General features: G+C 48.6%; 14 protein-coding genes. 6 read left to right on the forward strand and 8 right to left on the reverse strand.

Annotated elements, in window-relative coordinates; translation table 11 throughout:
* Positions 1-42: 42 nt before the first annotated feature.
* From MO387_RS02395 to MO387_RS02425, 7 genes are all read right to left on the reverse strand, one after another.
* Positions 43-3,186 carry a multidrug efflux RND transporter permease subunit gene (locus MO387_RS02395; RefSeq protein ID WP_107948651.1) on the reverse strand — a complete coding sequence of 1,048 codons (3,144 nt, stop codon included), beginning with the start codon at positions 3,184-3,186 and terminating at the stop codon, positions 43-45.
* The gene (locus tag MO387_RS02400; protein WP_107948649.1) at positions 3,186-4,295 is read right to left on the reverse strand and encodes an efflux RND transporter periplasmic adaptor subunit; all 1,110 of its coding nucleotides are present in this window, start codon (positions 4,293-4,295) and stop codon (positions 3,186-3,188) included. The genes MO387_RS02395 and MO387_RS02400 overlap by 1 nt, the downstream gene beginning before the upstream one ends.
* Before the next feature lie 210 nt (positions 4,296-4,505).
* A complete protein-coding gene (locus MO387_RS02405) occupies positions 4,506-5,300 on the reverse strand; it encodes a transporter substrate-binding domain-containing protein (protein WP_011847468.1) in 795 nt (264 codons plus the stop codon).
* A 191-nt stretch (positions 5,301-5,491) separates the two neighbouring features.
* A complete protein-coding gene (locus MO387_RS02410) occupies positions 5,492-6,694 on the reverse strand; it encodes a metallophosphoesterase (RefSeq protein WP_107948647.1) in 1,203 nt (400 codons plus the stop codon).
* 294 nt (positions 6,695-6,988) lie between these two features.
* Positions 6,989-7,459 (reverse strand): nuclear transport factor 2 family protein, encoded by a 471-nt coding sequence (locus MO387_RS02415; protein ID WP_199908742.1) that lies wholly within the window; start codon positions 7,457-7,459, stop codon positions 6,989-6,991.
* A gap of 2 nt (positions 7,460-7,461) precedes the next feature.
* A complete protein-coding gene (locus MO387_RS02420; protein ID WP_107948645.1) occupies positions 7,462-8,154 on the reverse strand; it encodes a protein-disulfide isomerase in 693 nt (230 codons plus the stop codon).
* Positions 8,155-8,386: 232 nt separating this feature from the next.
* Positions 8,387-9,310: an MBL fold metallo-hydrolase gene (locus tag MO387_RS02425; RefSeq protein WP_199908741.1), complete on the reverse strand. Its 924-nt coding sequence runs from the start codon at positions 9,308-9,310 to the stop codon at positions 8,387-8,389.
* A gap of 259 nt (positions 9,311-9,569) precedes the next feature.
* Here MO387_RS02425 and MO387_RS02430 point away from each other — a divergent pair, with 259 nt between their 5' ends.
* The gene (locus MO387_RS02430; RefSeq protein WP_107948643.1) at positions 9,570-10,511 is read left to right on the forward strand and encodes a LysR family transcriptional regulator; all 942 of its coding nucleotides are present in this window, start codon (positions 9,570-9,572) and stop codon (positions 10,509-10,511) included.
* Positions 10,512-10,694: 183 nt separating this feature from the next.
* On the opposite strand, the gene ettA is transcribed toward MO387_RS02430, so the two are convergent.
* Positions 10,695-12,362 (reverse strand): energy-dependent translational throttle protein EttA, encoded by a 1,668-nt coding sequence (gene ettA, locus MO387_RS02435; protein WP_107948641.1) that lies wholly within the window; start codon positions 12,360-12,362, stop codon positions 10,695-10,697.
* A gap of 189 nt (positions 12,363-12,551) precedes the next feature.
* Between ettA and glyA the strand changes: the two genes are divergently transcribed.
* From glyA to ribBA, 5 genes are all read left to right on the forward strand, one after another.
* Positions 12,552-13,805 carry a serine hydroxymethyltransferase gene (gene glyA / locus MO387_RS02440; protein ID WP_006082644.1) on the forward strand — a complete coding sequence of 418 codons (1,254 nt, stop codon included), beginning with the start codon at positions 12,552-12,554 and terminating at the stop codon, positions 13,803-13,805.
* Between the two features lie 256 nt (positions 13,806-14,061).
* Positions 14,062-14,511, forward strand: coding sequence for a transcriptional regulator NrdR (nrdR, locus tag MO387_RS02445; RefSeq protein ID WP_107948639.1), 450 nt, complete (start codon positions 14,062-14,064; stop codon positions 14,509-14,511).
* Between the two features lie 146 nt (positions 14,512-14,657).
* The gene (ribD, locus tag MO387_RS02450) at positions 14,658-15,812 is read left to right on the forward strand and encodes a bifunctional diaminohydroxyphosphoribosylaminopyrimidine deaminase/5-amino-6-(5-phosphoribosylamino)uracil reductase RibD (RefSeq protein ID WP_199908740.1); all 1,155 of its coding nucleotides are present in this window, start codon (positions 14,658-14,660) and stop codon (positions 15,810-15,812) included.
* Positions 15,813-15,823: 11 nt separating this feature from the next.
* The gene (locus MO387_RS02455) at positions 15,824-16,480 is read left to right on the forward strand and encodes a riboflavin synthase (RefSeq protein WP_107948637.1); all 657 of its coding nucleotides are present in this window, start codon (positions 15,824-15,826) and stop codon (positions 16,478-16,480) included.
* A 66-nt stretch (positions 16,481-16,546) separates the two neighbouring features.
* The gene (ribBA, locus tag MO387_RS02460; RefSeq protein ID WP_006082640.1) at positions 16,547-17,650 is read left to right on the forward strand and encodes a bifunctional 3,4-dihydroxy-2-butanone-4-phosphate synthase/GTP cyclohydrolase II; all 1,104 of its coding nucleotides are present in this window, start codon (positions 16,547-16,549) and stop codon (positions 17,648-17,650) included.
* The last annotated feature ends 109 nt before the right edge of the window (positions 17,651-17,759 follow it).

The following is a 17,759-nucleotide window of genomic DNA, read 5'->3' on the forward strand; positions in this document are numbered from 1 at the left end:
TTTGTTATGTGATTATTTACATTGATGAGTAGGCGTGAAGCGCTAGGCTTTAGGCGCAAGCTCCTGCTGCTTTGCCGCCGCCTCTTGTGCCGCTAACTCTTGTGCTTTAATTGCCGCTTCGAGCTTAGCTTCAACATATCCCGGTGAATGGGTCGCTGCCGAGATTAATCGATACATGGCAGGGATGACGAGTAGTGTCACAAAGGTGGCGAATGCCATACCGAAGAACACTACAGTACCCACAGCGATACGACTTTCTGAGCCTGCGCCCGTCGAGAAAATTAACGGTACAGCGCCCACTAATGTGGTGAAGGCTGTCATTAGGATTGGCCGCAAACGACGGGATGAAGCGTCGATAATGGCTTTATCGAGTTCAAAGCCGCGGTCACGCAATTGGTTAGCAAACTCCACGATAAGGATACCGTTTTTGGTCACCATACCAATCAACATGATCATGCCTATCTGGCTGTAGATGTTGATCCCTTGACTGGTTAGCAGTAGGCCTAAGAAACCACCAAACACGCCCATAGGCACAGTAAACATCACCACTAATGGGTTGATAAAACTTTCAAACTGCGCGGCTAAGACTAAGTAAGCGACCAGTAAGGCCAAACCAAATACGATGAAGATACTGCTTTGGTTTTCCTTAAAGTCTTTGGATTCGCCGGTGTAGCCAATGGAAATATCTTTAGGCAATAATTCAATGGCTTTAGCATCAAGAAACTTTAAGCCTTCACCTAAGGTGTAACCTTCACTGACGTTAGCCTTGAGGGTGATCGATTTTTGCTTATTGGTGTGACTTAATCTTTGGGCCGAAGCAATCTCTTCGATATGGGTCACTGTATCAAGCGTCACTAATTCGCCTTTACCGGAACGCATGTAGATTTGGCTAAGATCGCCAACGTTGTTAAAACTGTTTTCATCACCGCGCAAGTACACATCGTACTCTTCGCCGCGATCCACATAGGTGGTTTCGGTGCGACCGCCGAGCATGACTTCTAAGGTTTGCGAGACGTCATCGACACTGATCCCAAGCTCCGCAGCGCGTTCTTTATCAACAGTAACGATAAGCTCAGGCGTGGTTTCGGCGTAATCTAAGTCGGCGCCTTCCATCATAGGGCTGGCATTGGCTTCTTCTTTGAGCACCTGCGCCCACTTAAAGAGTTCGGCATAGTCCGAACCACCAAGCACAAATTGCACCGGTTCGCTCGATTGACCCCTAAAGCCTGGCATCATAGGGCGAACCATCACATCGGGAATGTCTTTCAATGCTTTGCTAATAATCCCAAGCGCTTGCTGTGCGGATTCGGTGCGTGTGCCCCAATCTTCAAGCTGCATGATCACAAAGCCCGTTTGATCGCCCGCACGGCCACCAAACGCGGGGGCTTGCACGCTGAAGGAGCGCAGCACACCTTGACCCAGCAAGGGCATAAGTCTGTCTTCGACTATGTCCATGTTGGCTGTCATACGGTTATAACTGGTGCCTTCGGCGCCTTTAACAAAGGCGAACAACACACCGCGGTCTTCCTGCGGCGCGAGCTGTGACGGCACTTGTTGCATTAACCAAGCACTGCCGCCGATACAGGCGAGAATAACTAAGGGCGCGAGTAGACGAAGTTTAATCGCCCGAGTAACTGCGACGCGATAGACGCTTTCCATGCGGGCAAAACCGCGATCGACCCAACGGTTAAAGCGATTCGGTTTAACATTAGCTTTCAGCAGTTTGCTGCTCAGTACAGGGGTAAGTGTCAGTGCCACTAAGGACGAGAACAGTACCGACACCGCCAGCATCACGGAGAACTCGGTAAATAAGAGTCCAACCATGCCCTCCATAAAGGAAATCGGCAGGAATACCATGACTAATACCGCCGTGGTGGCGACAACGGCAAAGCCTACTTCGCGGGTGCCTTTATAGGCGGCGAGTAAGGGCTCTTCGCCTTTTTCTATATGGTGGAAAATGTTCTCGACCACCACAATCGCATCATCGACCACTAGACCGATAGAGAGGATTAACGCCATCAATGTCAGTAGGTTAATTGAATAACCTAGCATGTTAGCGGCGATAAATGCCGAGATTAACGATACCGGAACCGTTACCGCAGGGATGAGTGTCGCCCGCGCTTGTCCGATAAAGATATACAGCACGAGTACCACTAAGGCGCCGGTGACATAAAGGGTGCTATACACCTCGTTAATCGAGCGGTCTATAAATACGGTTGAGTCGAAGTCGACCACTAGGCTAGTGCCTTCGGGCAGGAAGTCTTGTACGCGATCGACTTCTTGGTGCACTTCTTTGGCAACGAGCAATGGGTTGGCATCGGACTGGGCAATAATGCCTAAGCTGATGTTAACGATACCGTCGCTTTTGAAGGTCGAGTTTTCGTTTTGTGCGCCAACAGCCACATCGGCCACATCTTTTAAGTAGATAGGCGTGCCATCGCTGGCGGTACGCACCACAAGGTAGTCAAAATCCTTTGGCGTGTAGTACAAGCGTTTGGTACGCACCGACATCACAGTGGTGTCGTTTCGCACTTGGCCGCCGGGTGTTTCGATGTTTTCTTTGCGCAGCGCGTTCGTTATGTCTGTGACTGTGACATTGCGGCCCGCCATTTGCTCGGGTCTGAGCTTGACGTACATGACCTTGTATAAACCACCAGAAATACTGATGGAGCTCACGCCGCTGATAAGGCTAAACCTGTCCTCTAACACGCGCTGGGCGTAATCCGTTAATTGAGTGCGGTCCATCACACTCGAACTTAAATTCACATAGACGGAGGGCTCGCCCGAACCGTTGTCTTTGGAGACGACAGGATCTTTCGCATCTTCAGGCAGCCTGCGCTGGGCACGGGCCACAGCGTCACGCACATCACTTACGCCTTCGGTTAAGTTCCACCCGAGGAGGAATTTCACAGTGATACGCGAGCTACCATTACGGGTGGTCGACGTGATTTCGTCGATACCACTGATCCCCGTCAGTTCATCTTCTAGGGTTTTAGTGATCTGGCTTTCCATAATGGCCGCCGACGCACCCGAGTAACTGGTGCTAATGGTGACCACAGGGCTTTCAACGTCGGGCATTTCCCGTATCGACAATTTAGAGAAGGAGACTATGCCGAATACGCACAGCAGTAAGCTTAAAACGATGGCAACGACAGGGCGTTTAACCGAAACATCGGATAACCACATTATTTAGTCTCCGTAGCTTTTGGGCTTGAAAGCTCAGCCGCACGGGTAGATGCCTTGGCATCAAGCGTCACTTCATTGATTTTCAGGCCATCGCGCATATTCACTAAGCCTTGCACCACGACTTTGTCACCTATTTTTAAACCGTTTTCAATCAAGACTTGGTTATCGATACGCGCACCTAACTGCACTTCGGTGCGGTTGGCGATGTGATCGGCGCTAACCACGTACACGTAACGTTTAGTGCCTGAATATTCAAGGGCTTGTACTGGCACCATAGGTGCTGAAATCGCAGGGAAAGTGATAGTGGATGACATCATCATGCCGGGTTTTAAGCGATTTTTGGGGTTGTCGAATTGCACCCGCACTTTAAGGTTTAAGGTTTCTTCATTGACGCGTGGATCGATAGCGACAACTTTGCCAATAAAGGTTTCATCTGGCCAAGCGCGGCTGGTGGCCGCCACTTTCATGCCTATGCTTAATTGCGACAGGAAATGCTCTGGCACTTGTAAGTCGAGGCGCATGCTAGATAAATCATCCAGCGACATTAATTCAGTGCCTATGCTGACCATCTTGCCTTCGCTGAAATTAATCAGACCCGTATTGCCCGCAAACGGCGCAATCAGCGAGTGGTAATGTAAATCGGCTTGGGCTGAAGCTAAGCGTGCTTGGGCGATATCCACACTGGCTTTTTGTGCGTCAATCTCGGTTTGGGTGATGGCGTTACGGCTGATCAGTTTTTCAAATTCTTTGAGTTTACGTTTTTCATCGTTGAGAAACGCATTAGCCTCGGCGACGGCGGCTTGGGTTTTCATATCATCGAGTTCGATGAGCAACTGGCCTTTTTTCACCGCTTGGTTTGAGGTCACGGCGACTTGCTTAATCTTACCTGTCACTTGCGGCGCGATGATCACCGCGCGTTCGGCAGCGAGTTTGCCGATAAGCGAGATAGATTGTGCTAACGGATATTCAACGACTTCCCCCGTGACCACTGGAACGGTACGCATAAGGTGGGGAGCGCTTTCGGGTTTGGCTGCTTGAAGGACATCACTAAAACTCACCGCTGTGGCGATAACCGCAAGCAGGGCAATGGCAATAATGGTTTTTTTCATTGTAATTATTATCTCGCGCAAAGGCAGTTGAAAAAGGTGATAGCTCTAATGGGGCTATTCTAGTGAATAACCTACCCGAGTTGGGTAAAAGTTTGTAAAGGTAAGCGAACGAAAATGAAAGAAATTGTGTTTTTTGAGCATTAAGCACAATTCAACGCGGCATTTGCGGTTTTTTTGTGCAAAGGGCCAGTGCGAGAAGACTCACGTGCGCTACGGATGGACCTCTGTACGCGTTTTTTCGACTGGGGCTTGAGTCGTTTCAACCTGAGGATATTGGCTTAAAATGGAAGCTAATCGACCATCGCTGCGCATACTTTCTAAGCCTTGATTAAAATCCGTTACCAACTGCTGATGATCTGTCACGGCCAGAGACACCCCTAAGTGAAATACCTCTGTCGCTATGGGTTGACCGACTTGTTCAAAGGCATCGTTATATTCAGCTGGGCCTTTTTTAATTAAATACCTCGCTAAGTTATGGCCAATCAAGACTAAATCAATACGCTTTAAAAATAGCTTCTTGAGGTTCATCTCATCCGAATTACCTTCTTCGGTGGTGAGCCCAGCGGCGAAGATTTCGGGCGGATTAGCGTAACCGCGACCTATGCCGATCGTGTAGGGCTTGAGCTCAGAGAGCTGGCTGAAACTCAGCGGCGCATCTTTACGTTTATAAAACACGATTTGTACGGGTTGGATTGGCGCCGAATATTGGGCCCATTGCTCACGCTCTTTACGATACCAGAGTCCAATAATGCCATCGGCTTGGCCCGTTTTAACGAGTAAGGCTGCGCGAGCGAAGGGATAAAACTTGAGGCTAGCATTATAGCCTTGGCGTTTAAAGGCTTCTTTGACCACTTGGGCGACGCCGCCCTGTTCGGGTAAAGCATCGGCATAAAAAGGAGGGTAGTTAGTGGCGACTAAATGGAGTTCTCGACCCGCAAATGCGGGGTGGATAAAGCCGAGCATAAACAAGCAAAAGCCAGATAATGTGAGTAATTTTTTCCCCATATCTACTCCAGCACTTAGGTGAGTCGCACTTGGCTTGAGTATAGTCAGAGTTAATAAAAACTGGCGAACTTATGGACATTAAGATGCGTGCATGTTTGCCCTTACTTATTTATACATTCGCGCCCTAACTTATTCATGCATTAGGGCGCTAGGGCATTCACATATTATGGCGAAGATATTAGTGAGGTATCTTATAGCGAAACCTGCTCACCCTGATACAGACCGCGGCTGAGTTTGCCAGCGTCAATAAGTAACAGTTCACCGGATTGACCGTTCTTAATACTGCTGTCTATCGCAATGATTTTATTGTGATAGAGGCCAAGTACTTGCTCCTGCGATGTGTGTCCAACGACAATATGCTCGACCTTGAAATAGTTCAGTATGCTATCGATATCCGACTCTTTCAGTTCATCTTTAAAGTAACCGCGATACCAAGTTGGACCATTGGTAAAAAACAGAAAGTTGAGTAAATCATCTTTCTTCAAATCGGCTTTTTTATCATCTAAATGCTGACGAAATAGTTGGTTAGCCTCGCTGATATGTAATTTACGCTCGACCCATTCAGGGCTGATGCCACCGTGCATAAACAAGATATTATTGATTTTGACTAAGGTGTGTTTGCTGCGAAGCCATTGGCCTATTTCTGTGTCTTTGTTGTAGAGCGCATCGTAGCTGCGTTTGAGTAAATCTGCCGAGACTTGATAGCGTTCGTTGACGTAGCGTAAGTCGCCGCGAAACACCATTTGCTCGTGGTTGCCCATGAGTAGATGTAAGCGCCCGCCCGCAGCTTGAGCTTCTTGATCTAAGGCATATAAAAACCACAATACTTCATTGACTTGATGGCCACGGTCAAACATGTCTCCCGTCATCACCATATGACCGTCACCGAAGGCCCAGTGGTTATCTTTGTCGATAATCCTATGGGCTTTTAGTAAGTTAATCATCACATTAAATTGGCCATGCACATCGCTAAGGGCGACAATTTTGCTGACATGCGTAAAGGTATCGGGCTCAACCGTGGCCGCTAGTGTGTGAAGATGGGGCTCTGGTAATTCACCGCAACTGGCTGGGCGAGTTAACTGCGCCTTCGCAATCGGTGTTTGTTTTAGCTCACTCTGGCAAATCCAATAGGCAGTGTCTTGTTGAGTATCGTTTAAAAACACATAAGGGCCATCGGTGACGCTGCTTTCTTGAATCTTTAGTTCTGGCTCGGCTTCACTGGTATTGGCCGCGAATGAGTTAACGGAGAGTGAGACAAAGAGAAGCGCGGTAACAAACCATAATAGGGGCGTGAATTTTCTATGTTGCTTCATTATCCATTGGCTGGTTTGGCTCAGTCGGGTATTAGAGAGTGTGATGGGGTGGGCCCCGACGGGCATCGAATTGATTCGCATTAGACCGCATCCTTGTTCTTGTTTTAGTTATTCATTCTGTCATTTTAGACACTTGAGTTGATGAGTCTTCGAATGTGTAGTTTTACGAAGTTAATCTCAAATGCTCAATTTCAAACGTTCAGTCCCAAGGGCTTAATCTTAAGCGCTCAAGATATTCAAAACACTAAATCATACGGATAAGGCTTAACATCGACAAGTCGTGAGACGGGCTAAATTAAAGTTGCCCGCCTCATTATTCAGTTATTGCATCATGGCATTTCTATCGTGCATAACTGTTGTTATGGGTATTGGCAATTACATGGCATTGACTACGGAATGACTATCGACAAACTGCTCAAAACTGACGATTTTACCGCTGTGTATCTTCCATAAGTGGGCGACTCTGGCGCTAAAATGCTTGCCTGTTTTGACATAGGTTCCTGAATAAGTGCCGAAGGCAAAAACCTTATCGCCTTGGGCGACATAGTCTTCGATATCGACCCGATAGTTATCCCATTCAATTTCGAGGCGGGCGAACACCTTGGCGGCTATCGCGCTAAAGCCTACGTAAGTGCCCGCATAGGGAAAACCTGCCGCCTCTGTCCAGCGTGCGTCACTCGCTAATGCATGCTGAAGATTTTTGGCGTTCTCGGCTGAGCTACTTCCCTCATAGGTGCTTTTAACCAGTGCAAGATTCGCATCAGTCTGCCTTGCTGTTTCGATAAGACTTAACTGAGCAGGCTCACTCATTAATGAGCCTGTTGAAATACTATTAAGCGTTGGCATGATTATGACTCAAATTGCGCTTCAAGATGGCTTAACCACTGGGCGGGTTGGCCGTAGAAGCGGTTAATATTAATGGCGGTGATGTTGCCATCATTATCCTCTATAGCCATCGAAGGGAAACCTTGGGCGCCTATCAAATTCAATAATGCTCTAGATTCAACGATATGCTCATACAGCTTGTCGTCACCTTGGGCATAATGTTGTGCAAAGCTCATAGGGTCGATCCCAAGTTCAGCGGCTAAGCTTGCGAGATTACCTTCATCACTGGCGCTGTGACCATCGCGGTAATGGGCGAGTTGTACTGAGTGTAGATAAGCCAAACTGTCGCCACCCATAGCATCGACTGCGAGCATGGCTTTAATGGGTGGCGCAGAGTCGAGTACGACTGTGGTATCGCGCAGCAGACCATCGAAGTAGTTTTCACCAAATGGCTGGCCAGTTAGTTCGCTAATGCGCAGATCGTGGGGCATAACATAGTCGCGCCAGTTGGCATCGATTTGTTTGCGTCTTGGTCCTGTAAGCATACCGCCGCCGTGGAGCTTAATGGTAAAGCCAGCTTTTGCGGCTGCATCTAGCAGTGGCGCTGCGGCATAACACCAACCACATAAAGGGTCGATAATCGCGTGCAGAGTACGCACTTTGGCCGTTGGTGTGCTGCTGGCCGTGCTAGCAGAATGAGTTGTTGGGGTAGTCATAGTGTTAAACCTTTTGGCTTAAGTTCGTCGCTACATTAGCGACTTAAGCCCTTTGAAATCATCAATTAAAATCGTTAGTTTGGTACCGTTATTTAGGTGCAGTTATTTAGGTACAGGCATTTAGCTAAAAATGGCACGCAATCGCTCACGTGCCTGTCTTTAACTGTTTGCACTTAACTATCTTTTACACCTAACTAGCTGTACCTCATCACCGAGATAGGTATGGCTGGACTTACATAGGCCAGGTCATTTCGCCCATGTAAACTTTGGCGCTGATTTCAAGCCCTGCATCGGCTGGCATTTGTGGGTATTGCGCCAGCATCTTTTGGATTAATTCGGCTGAATCTTTCGAGGCTTTTGCTGCGACTTCAAAGGCTTTCACATAGTCACGGGTAAAACCGATGGCACGGGTATCAAATCGCGCTTCGCCTAAATAGTGCCCCGGGATCACTGTGGTCGGCAGCAGTTTTTCCATCGTATCTAAATGAGTTAACCATTCCTGACGCTCTGCGGTAGTTTGAGTGTCAGCCATCCAAACATGCGTGTTATCAAATACTTCTACGCCACCTGTAATGGTTTTTGCCGATGGTACCCACAGGAAAGTGTGTTTAGGGTGTTTATCATTAAAACCTTCGATAATCACTTGCTCACCGTCGATGGTGAAAGTGTCGCTGTGAATCGCCTTAGGTAACACTAATTCACTTGGCGCATTGTCCTTTAAAATCGGACCCCAGTAGGCGAGCTTGCCTGCCATTGAGGCTTTAATGGCATCGACTGTGGTTTGAGTCGCGACGATTTGTGCATTGGGGAAATTCTTTTTAATCACGGCTAAACCGAAATAAAAGTCAGGATCGCTATGACTGATATACACCTGAGTCAGCTTTTTACCGCTGGCCTTGATGGTATCAACCAAGGTTTGGGCATCGTTATTTTGAAATTGTGCATCGACTAACATCATTTCGTGTTCGCCGCTGATAAAGCTCGATGACACGGCAAAGATGCTGTTTTCGCCCGGATTAAAATGGCTCACTTGCAATGGTGCCGCATTGACCGCGCCGAGTCCCGCTAGCAGTAAGGTAGCGGCTAGACTGATTTTAGACGAGGCCTTCAATGTGGCGTTAACTGTGTTGCGTATAGCATAGGTCGATGTGTTCATTTTTGGCTCACTTATAGTCACAGGATGAAAGAGTAAAAAGGTTCGATTTAGCATTCATTGATTTGCAGCTGCTGCAAAAAGTGAGTTAAGTATAGGTTGCAATAATCAATAGATAAATGCGAGTATCTGCCCATATTTGTTGCATTAATCGGACGAATTGCTGGATGTACTCTTAGTTATTATTCATGTGGGGCGCGAGTATGTGAGTGAGCCTTCGAGTGATTGAACGTTATTGATTGAACGCGAGTGGAGATAAATCATGGATAGACTCGAAGCGGCTAAAGTGTTTGTCACTATTGTTGAGCGCGGCAGCATGGTAAGCGCCGCTAATGCCTTAGATATGTCGCGTTCTATGGTGACCCGTTACTTGAGCGAAATGGAAGAATGGTCCGGCGCTAGATTGTTGCATCGTTCGACGCGCAGTCTCAGCTTAACGCCAGCGGGTGAGCAAGTGCTGGATTATTGCCATCGACTGCTCGAACTGGCGAACGAAGTGCCAGCGGTCAGTCATGCTTCGGTGGCGATTCCGCGCGGATTATTGCGCATTAGCTGCTCCCAGTTTTTGGCGCATCAGATTTTAGCGCCCGTGGTGCACCAATACTTAGCCAGTTATCCGCAGGCGAGTGTGAATATCCACGTGAGTAGCCAAACTGTCGATCTGGTCGCCGAGCGGATTGATCTGGCGATTCGCATCACCAATGAACTCGATCCTAACCTTATCGCAAGGCGCTTGGGGGAATGTGAATCTGTGGTGTGCGCTGCACCGAGTTACCTTGCCGCCCGCGCCGCCGTGCTGCATCCCGAAGATTTGACCCAGCATAATTGCTTAACCTATTCCTACTTTGGCGATGTGATGTGGCGCTTTTATCAAGCCGATGTGGCTGCGAAGCAGGCTCAGGCGCTGAACTCTGATCCTAAGTTAAACCAAGGTCAGGCGTTTAATGTGCCGGTGAATGGTAATTTTAGTGCCAATGATTCTATGGTTGTGCTCAATGCCACGCTGGCAGGCGAGGGGATTGCGATGCAGCCGCTATGGGCGGCGAAACCCTATTTAGACTCGGGTCAGTTGGTGCCTTTATTGACTGAGTTTAAGCCGCAGTCCCTTGGAGTATATGGCGTGTATCAATCTCGCAAACATATGCAGCCCGCATTAAGAGTGATGATGGATATGCTGGTGGCCTACTTTGCTAGTTTGAAATAGTGCCAGTTTGAAATAGTGCCAGTTTGAAATAGTGCCAGTTTGAAATAGTGCCAGTTTGAAATAGTGCCAGTTTGAAATAGTGCCAAAGCTTGCGGCACTTATAGCGTAACGGGATGCCATAAAAAAGGAGCTTAACCCTTTCGAGTTAAACTCCTCAGATACATGCTTGACTAGATTCTAGATCTACTTAATCATGCGTTTGTATTTCAAGCGGTGTGGCTCAACCACATCGGCGCCATAGGTGTTTTTCAACCATGCCGAGTATTCTGTGTAGTTACCTTCGTAGAAGTTCACTTGACCTTCGTCACGGTAATCCAGAATGTGGGTCGCGATACGGTCGAGGAACCAACGGTCATGCGAAATCACCATAGCGCAACCTGGGAATTCCAGAATCGCTTCTTCCAGTGCGCGCAGGGTTTCAACGTCTAAATCGTTGGTGGGTTCGTCGAGTAATAATACGTTACCGCCCGCTTGCAGCAGTTTGGCTAAATGCACCCGGTTACGCTCACCACCAGACAAGGTGCCGATAACTTTTTGCTGATCGCCACCACGGAAGTTGAAGCGGCCCACATAGGCGCGGCTCGGGATTTCCATGTTGTTGATACGCATAATGTCTTGACCACCGGAGATTTCTTCCCAAATGGTGTTCTTATCATTCATCGAATCGCGGAACTGCTCAACCGAGGCCAGTTGCACAGTTTCACCCAGCTCAATGCTGCCGCTGTCTGGCGTTTCAGCGCCGGATAACATGCGGAACAGGGTCGATTTACCCGCGCCGTTGGCACCAATAATACCGACGATCGCGCCCTTAGGCACAGAGAACGACAGGTTGTCGATCAATACGCGGTCACCGTAAGACTTGGTCAGGTTATTCACTTCAATAACCTTGTCGCCTAAACGTGGTCCAGGTGGAATAAACAGCTCGTTGGTTTCGTTACGTTTTTGGTAATCGTTAGTGTTCAGTTCTTCAAAGCGTGCCATACGGGCCTTGCCTTTAGACTGACGGCCTTTGGCACCTTGGCGTACCCATTCTAATTCCTTGGCAATGGTTTTTTGGCGAGCACTTTCGGTGGCAGATTCTTGCTTCAGACGGGCGTCTTTCTGCTCAAGCCATGAAGAATAGTTACCTTCCCACGGAATACCTTCACCGCGGTCGAGTTCTAAAATCCAGCCAGCGGCATTGTCGAGGAAGTATCTGTCATGGGTAATCGCGACCACAGTACCGGCATATTCCTGCAAGAAGTGCTCAAGCCAGGCCACGGATTCAGCATCCAAGTGGTTGGTCGGTTCGTCCAGTAACAGCATTTCTGGCTTTTCAAGCAGCAAACGACAAATCGCTACGCGGCGACGTTCACCACCGGATAACACTTCAATTTTTTCATCCCAATCCGGCAGACGCAGGGCGTTAGCGGCGCGCTCAAGGACGTACTCTAAGTTATGGGCATCTTGGGCTTGGATAATCGCTTCGAGTTCGCCTTGCTCTTTCGCAAGGGCGTCGAAATCGGCATCCGGCTCGGCATAGGCAGCATAAACGGCATCGAGGCGAGTCAGGGCATTTTTTGCCTCTGCAACCGCTTCTTCAATCGCTTCACGCACGGTTTGATTCGGATCGAGTTTAGGTTCCTGGGGGAGGTAACCGATTTTCAATCCCGGCATTGGGCGCGCTTCACCTTCAATTTCGGTGTCGATACCCGCCATAATGCGCAGTAGTGTCGACTTACCTGAACCGTTGAGGCCGAGTACGCCAATTTTGGCGCCGGGGAAAAAGCTTAAAGAAATATCTTTAAGGATCTGCTTCTTAGGCGGAACAATTTTACCCACCCGCAGCATGCTGTAAACAAACTGAGCCATTTTTCTCTATCTTAAGTGACTAATGATGCGGCTAATTCTACTCGATTGCGCGCCGAACTCAACTCGACAATGAGCCAAGTTCAAGCACTATCCACAGGAATTTCATGTTTCAAATACTGGGATTGTGGTCGCGTTCCGAGTAGAATACCGCGCAACCCTACCTATAAGAATTGGCAGCTGGAGTAAGCAATGCTGAAAAAAGATATGAATATCGCAGATTATGATCCGGAACTGTTTAAGGCAATTCAGAATGAAACTCTGCGTCAAGAAGAGCATATTGAGCTGATTGCTTCTGAAAACTACACCAGTCCACGCGTGATGGAAGCGCAAGGTTCACAGTTAACCAATAAGTACGCTGAAGGCTATCCAGGCAAGCGTTACTACGGTGGTTGTGAGTATGTGGACGTAGTTGAAACCTTAGCGATTGAACGTGCTAAAGAATTGTTTGGCGCAACTTACGCTAACGTACAACCTCATTCAGGTTCACAGGCAAACAGCGCTGTTTACATGGCATTGTTAAAACCTGGCGATACCGTACTGGGCATGAACTTAGCCCACGGTGGTCACTTGACCCACGGTTCACCCGTTAACTTCTCTGGCAAACTGTACAATATCATTCCTTACGGTATCGACGAGTCAGGTAAAATTGACTACGACGAAATGGAACGTCTGGCCGTAGAACATAAGCCTAAGATGATGATCGGCGGTTTCTCTGCCTATTCAGGTATCGTTGACTGGGCAAAAATGCGTGAAATTGCTGACAAAATAGGTGCTTACCTATTTGTCGATATGGCGCACGTTGCCGGTCTTATTGCTGCTGGCGTTTATCCAAACCCAGTTCCACACGCGCACGTTGTGACGTCAACGACCCACAAAACTTTAGCCGGTCCTCGTGGTGGCGTGATCCTGTCTGCTGCTGACGATGAAGACTTGTACAAGAAGTTGAATTCAGCGGTATTCCCTGGCGGTCAAGGCGGCCCATTAATGCACGTTATCGCCGGTAAAGCGGTTGCGTTCAAAGAAGCCCTAGAGCCAGAATTTAAAGTGTACCAACAGCAAGTGGTTAACAACGCTAAAGCTATGGTTGAAGTGTTCCTTGAGCGCGGTTACAAAATCGTCTCTGGCGGAACCAGCAACCACTTAATGTTAGTTGACCTGATTGGTCGTGACTTAACGGGTAAAGAAGCCGATGCCGCCTTAGGTAGCGCTAACATTACCGTGAACAAAAACTCAGTACCAAACGATCCACGTTCACCTTTTGTGACCTCAGGTGTGCGTATCGGTACGCCAGCCATTACGCGCCGCGGCTTTAAAGAAGCGGAATCGAAAGAGCTGACTGGCTGGATTTGTGACATCCTTGATGATGCAAGCAATCCTGCTGTGATTGAGCGTGTGAAGGGCCAAGTATTGGCACTATGTGCACGTTTCCCTGTTTACGGCTAATTTGCTGACGCATCTACGCTAAGTAGATGACAGGCTGAGAGTGATCGCTTGCTGACTAGGTACTTGCATCAGTTACTTACATCAGGTACTTAACATCAGGTAGTTAACCTCAGCCCATAAATAGGATAAAATCCCATGGCCGCATCAAGCGGCCATTTTTATTGGTAAAATCTTAGGCTTAAATCCATTGCGTTTGGCTGAGATTTAACAGGTAAAGCCATTAACGCTTTACTCGCATTCACTGGCAGGAGGCTCAATGCATTGTCCATTTTGCAGCGCGACAGATACTAAAGTCATCGATTCTCGATTAGTGGCGGAAGGCCATCAAGTGCGCCGTCGCCGAGAATGCACCGAATGCCATGAAAGATTTACCACCTTCGAAGGCGCCGAGTTAGTCATGCCTAGGGTGATTAAGCGCGATGGTTCACGCCAACCCTTCGATGAAGAAAAACTCCAAGGTGGCATGTTGCGCGCCGTTGAAAAACGCCCCGTGTCTATGGATGAAATCGAGCAAGCGCTTAGCAAAATCAAATCGACCCTGCGCGCCACTGGCGAGCGGGAAGTGCTCTCAGAAATGGTCGGTAACTTGATGATGGAGCAATTGATGAGTCTCGATAAAGTCGCCTACATACGTTTTGCTTCTGTGTACCGCGCCTTTGAAGATGTGTCTGAATTTGGTGAAGCCATCGCTAAACTGCAAAAGTAGTTATTCGATTTTTGTGGCCTGTCGTTCAGTCTTCTGGTTGCGCTAGCTTTAAAAGAGGCTTTTGATTAATAGCTTCTGCAAGACAGGTTTTAAACACAGATTTACAAGACTGGTGAAAGCCGAAACCTTTAACAACAGGGTTGAACATGAGCTTGAACATAAGTTGGTCCGTACTCGATACCCAAATGATGAGCCGCGCGATTCAATTGGCGCGTAAAGGCTTTTACACCACGAGGCCCAATCCCAGTGTGGGCTGCGTTATCGTTAAAGATAATCAGATTGTCGGCGAAGGATATCATCAAAAAGCGGGTGAGCCCCACGCCGAAGTGCATGCGCTACGCATGGCTGGCGAACACGCCCGTGGCGCAACGGCCTATGTCACCCTAGAGCCCTGCAGCCATTATGGCCGCACGCCGCCCTGCGCCTTGGCACTGATCAATATTGGCGTTAAGCGTGTGGTGGTGGCGGTGGAAGATCCTAATCCGCAAGTGGGTGGTCGCGGTATTCAAATGCTGCGCGACGCAGGCATTGAAGTGGATGTGGGATTACATCGCGATGAAGCCTATGCCTTGAATTTAGGCTTTATGAAGCGCATGGAATCGGGTTTACCCAGAGTTACAGTCAAATTGGCTGCGAGTCTCGACGGTAAAACCGCGCTGTCTAACGGTGTGTCTAAATGGATTACCGGGCCTGAATCTCGCCGCGACGTGCAGCGCTTACGCTTACGTTCCTGCGCTTTGGTCACTGGGATTGAAACCATACTGGCTGACGATCCCTCACTCAATGTGCGATATCAAGAACTTGGCGGCATAAAAGACAGCGTAACCGAGGCGCAATTACTGCAGCCATTAAGAGTGATACTCGACAGTCGCGCCCGTTTGCCGTTATCGGCTGCCTGTTTGGCTATCGTATCGCCGATAATCTTGGTCTCGACCGTGGCTTATCCCGCAGAGTTTCAAGCACAATTGCCCTCCCATGTGAGTTGCCTCGTGTTACCTGCTATTGCAGGTCGCGTATCCTTACCTGAACTATTAAGCTATTTAGGCCAAAGTTGTAATCACGTGCTGGTGGAAGCGGGTGCAACCTTAGCGGGCGCTTTTTTAGCGCAGGGGCTGGCCGATGAATTAGTGCTGTACCAAGCGATGAAAATCCTCGGTGGGCAAGGGCGTAATCTATTGCAGCTACCCGATTATCAAACCATGGCGCAAATTCCTGCATTAATGTTGGTCGATGAGCGCAAATTAGGGCCAGATACCCGTTTAATCTTGAGCGTTATGCTTGATACTTCTTTAATTAATTAAGTGAGTTAACCATGTTTACTGGGATTATTGAAGCCGTTGGCACCCTGCGCAAACTGGAGCGTAAAGGCGATGATATTCGTCTTACCGTGGCGAGCGGCAAACTGGATTTAAACGATGTGCGTTTAGGCGACAGTATTGCCACCAACGGTGTGTGCTTAACGGTTGTGCAGCAATTAGCCGACGGTTATGTGGCTGATGTCTCTGCCGAAACCGTTAGTCTCACCGGCTTTGCTCACTACAAAGTGGGCACTAAGGTGAATCTTGAAAAAGCCGTCACCCCAACGACACGCTTAGGCGGGCACATGGTCAGCGGCCATGTAGACGGGATTGCTATGGTTGAGCAACGTCTAGTGCGTGGTCAAGCCATCGAGTTTTGGTTAGCCGCACCTGCAGAGCTTGGGCGTTACATTGCCCATAAAGGTTCCATCACCATTGATGGCGTGAGTTTGACGGTTAACGAAGTGGACGGCAGTCGATTCCGGCTGACCATAGTGCCGCATACCGCAGGGGAAACCACGTTAATCGACCTGCAAGCGGGCGATAAGGTGAATATCGAAGTGGATTTAATCGCCCGTTATCTTGAACGCTTGATGAATTATGATGGCAAAGACAGCAAGAGCGGCGGCGTCACCATGGAAATGTTAGCCCGTGCCGGCTTTGTGCGTTAGTGCACTGGCAATAGTACTGCTAAGGTATAGAATTTCATAACAACAGCAAAATCATAAGGTCCTACAATGGCGCTGCACAGTATAGAAGAGATCATCGAAGATATTCGTCAAGGCAAAATGGTTATTTTGATGGATGACGAAGACAGAGAAAACGAAGGTGATTTGATCATGGCGGCCGAAATGGTAACGCCAGAAGCGATTAACTTTATGGCGAAATATGGCCGTGGACTCATTTGCCAGACCATGACCAAAGCCCGTTGCCAGCAGTTAAATCTGCCCTTAATGGTGACGAATAACAACGCCCAGTTCTCGACTAACTTTACGGTTTCTATTGAAGCAGCCGAAGGCGTGACTACCGGTATTTCGGCCCACGACCGCGCGGTAACGGTAAAAGCGGCCGTGGCTAAAGAGGCTAAAGCGTCTGATTTAGTGCAACCTGGGCATATCTTCCCGTTAATGGCACAGGACGGCGGCGTATTAACCCGCGCAGGCCACACTGAAGCTGGTTGTGATTTAGCCCGTCTTGCGGGACTTGAGCCATCGGGCGTTATCGTTGAGATTTTGAACGAAGACGGCACTATGGCACGCCGCCCAGATTTAGAGATTTTCTCCGAGTTGCACGGTATCAAAATCGGCACTATCGCGGCATTGATCGAGTATCGCAACACTAAAGAAACCACGGTTGTGCGTGAAGCTAAATGCAAACTACCGACCCGTTTCGGCGAGTTCGATATGGTGACTTTCAGAGACACTATCGACAATCAACTGCATTTTGCCTTAGTCAAAGGTGAGGTGAAGAGTGATTGTTTGGTGCGCGTGCATCTGCAAAACACCTTCAACGATTTACTCCATTCAGAGCGCGATCAGCAACGCAGCTGGCCACTCGAAAAGGCGATGGAGCGTATTTCAGCAGAAGGTGGCGTATTGGTTTTACTAGGGAATCAAGAACATCCCTGTGAAATCCTCTCTAAGGTGAAAGCCTTTGAAGCCGAAGATCAAGGCCAAGCGCCTGCTTCTGCAAAATGGCAGGGAACGTCGCGCCGTGTGGGTGTGGGTTCGCAAATCCTCGCTAGCCTTGGCGTGACTAAGATGCGCCTGCTCAGCTCGCCTAAACGTTACCATTCACTTTCGGGCTTTGGCCTTGAAGTGACTGAGTATGTGGCGGACTAAAACCCAAAGTTACACTGAAGTAAAATTAACAATTTCTGATAATTTGCATAGGGCTCTGGGCAATTGGCTGTGATATCATGTCGCCACTTTTCGCCCCGAGCTGGGTGCT

Origin of the sequence: Shewanella sp. N2AIL (genome assembly GCF_022690845.1) — a bacterium.
In the GTDB taxonomy this organism is placed as follows: Bacteria; Pseudomonadota; Gammaproteobacteria; order Enterobacterales; family Shewanellaceae; genus Shewanella; species Shewanella baltica.

Excerpts from the sequence above, each read along its gene's own strand:
- MO387_RS02410 (WP_107948647.1), bottom strand. The coding sequence starts at position 6,694 with ATGCGAATCAATTCGATGCCCGTCGGGGCCCACCCCATCACACTCTCT.
- glyA (WP_006082644.1), top strand. The coding sequence starts at position 12,552 with ATGCTGAAAAAAGATATGAATATCGCAGATTATGATCCGGAACTGTTT.
- MO387_RS02395 (WP_107948651.1), bottom strand. The coding sequence starts at position 3,186 with ATGTGGTTATCCGATGTTTCGGTTAAACGCCCTGTCGTTGCCATCGTT.
- MO387_RS02455 (WP_107948637.1), top strand. The coding sequence starts at position 15,824 with ATGTTTACTGGGATTATTGAAGCCGTTGGCACCCTGCGCAAACTGGAG.
- MO387_RS02400 (WP_107948649.1), bottom strand. The coding sequence starts at position 4,295 with ATGAAAAAAACCATTATTGCCATTGCCCTGCTTGCGGTTATCGCCACA.
- MO387_RS02420 (WP_107948645.1), bottom strand. The coding sequence starts at position 8,154 with ATGACTACCCCAACAACTCATTCTGCTAGCACGGCCAGCAGCACACCA.
- MO387_RS02425 (WP_199908741.1), bottom strand. The coding sequence starts at position 9,310 with ATGAACACATCGACCTATGCTATACGCAACACAGTTAACGCCACATTG.
- ribD (WP_199908740.1), top strand. The coding sequence starts at position 14,658 with ATGAGCTTGAACATAAGTTGGTCCGTACTCGATACCCAAATGATGAGC.
- MO387_RS02415 (WP_199908742.1), bottom strand. The coding sequence starts at position 7,459 with ATGCCAACGCTTAATAGTATTTCAACAGGCTCATTAATGAGTGAGCCT.
- MO387_RS02405 (WP_011847468.1), bottom strand. The coding sequence starts at position 5,300 with ATGGGGAAAAAATTACTCACATTATCTGGCTTTTGCTTGTTTATGCTC.
- MO387_RS02430 (WP_107948643.1), top strand. The coding sequence starts at position 9,570 with ATGGATAGACTCGAAGCGGCTAAAGTGTTTGTCACTATTGTTGAGCGC.
- nrdR (WP_107948639.1), top strand. The coding sequence starts at position 14,062 with ATGCATTGTCCATTTTGCAGCGCGACAGATACTAAAGTCATCGATTCT.
- ribBA (WP_006082640.1), top strand. The coding sequence starts at position 16,547 with ATGGCGCTGCACAGTATAGAAGAGATCATCGAAGATATTCGTCAAGGC.
- ettA (WP_107948641.1), bottom strand. The coding sequence starts at position 12,362 with ATGGCTCAGTTTGTTTACAGCATGCTGCGGGTGGGTAAAATTGTTCCG.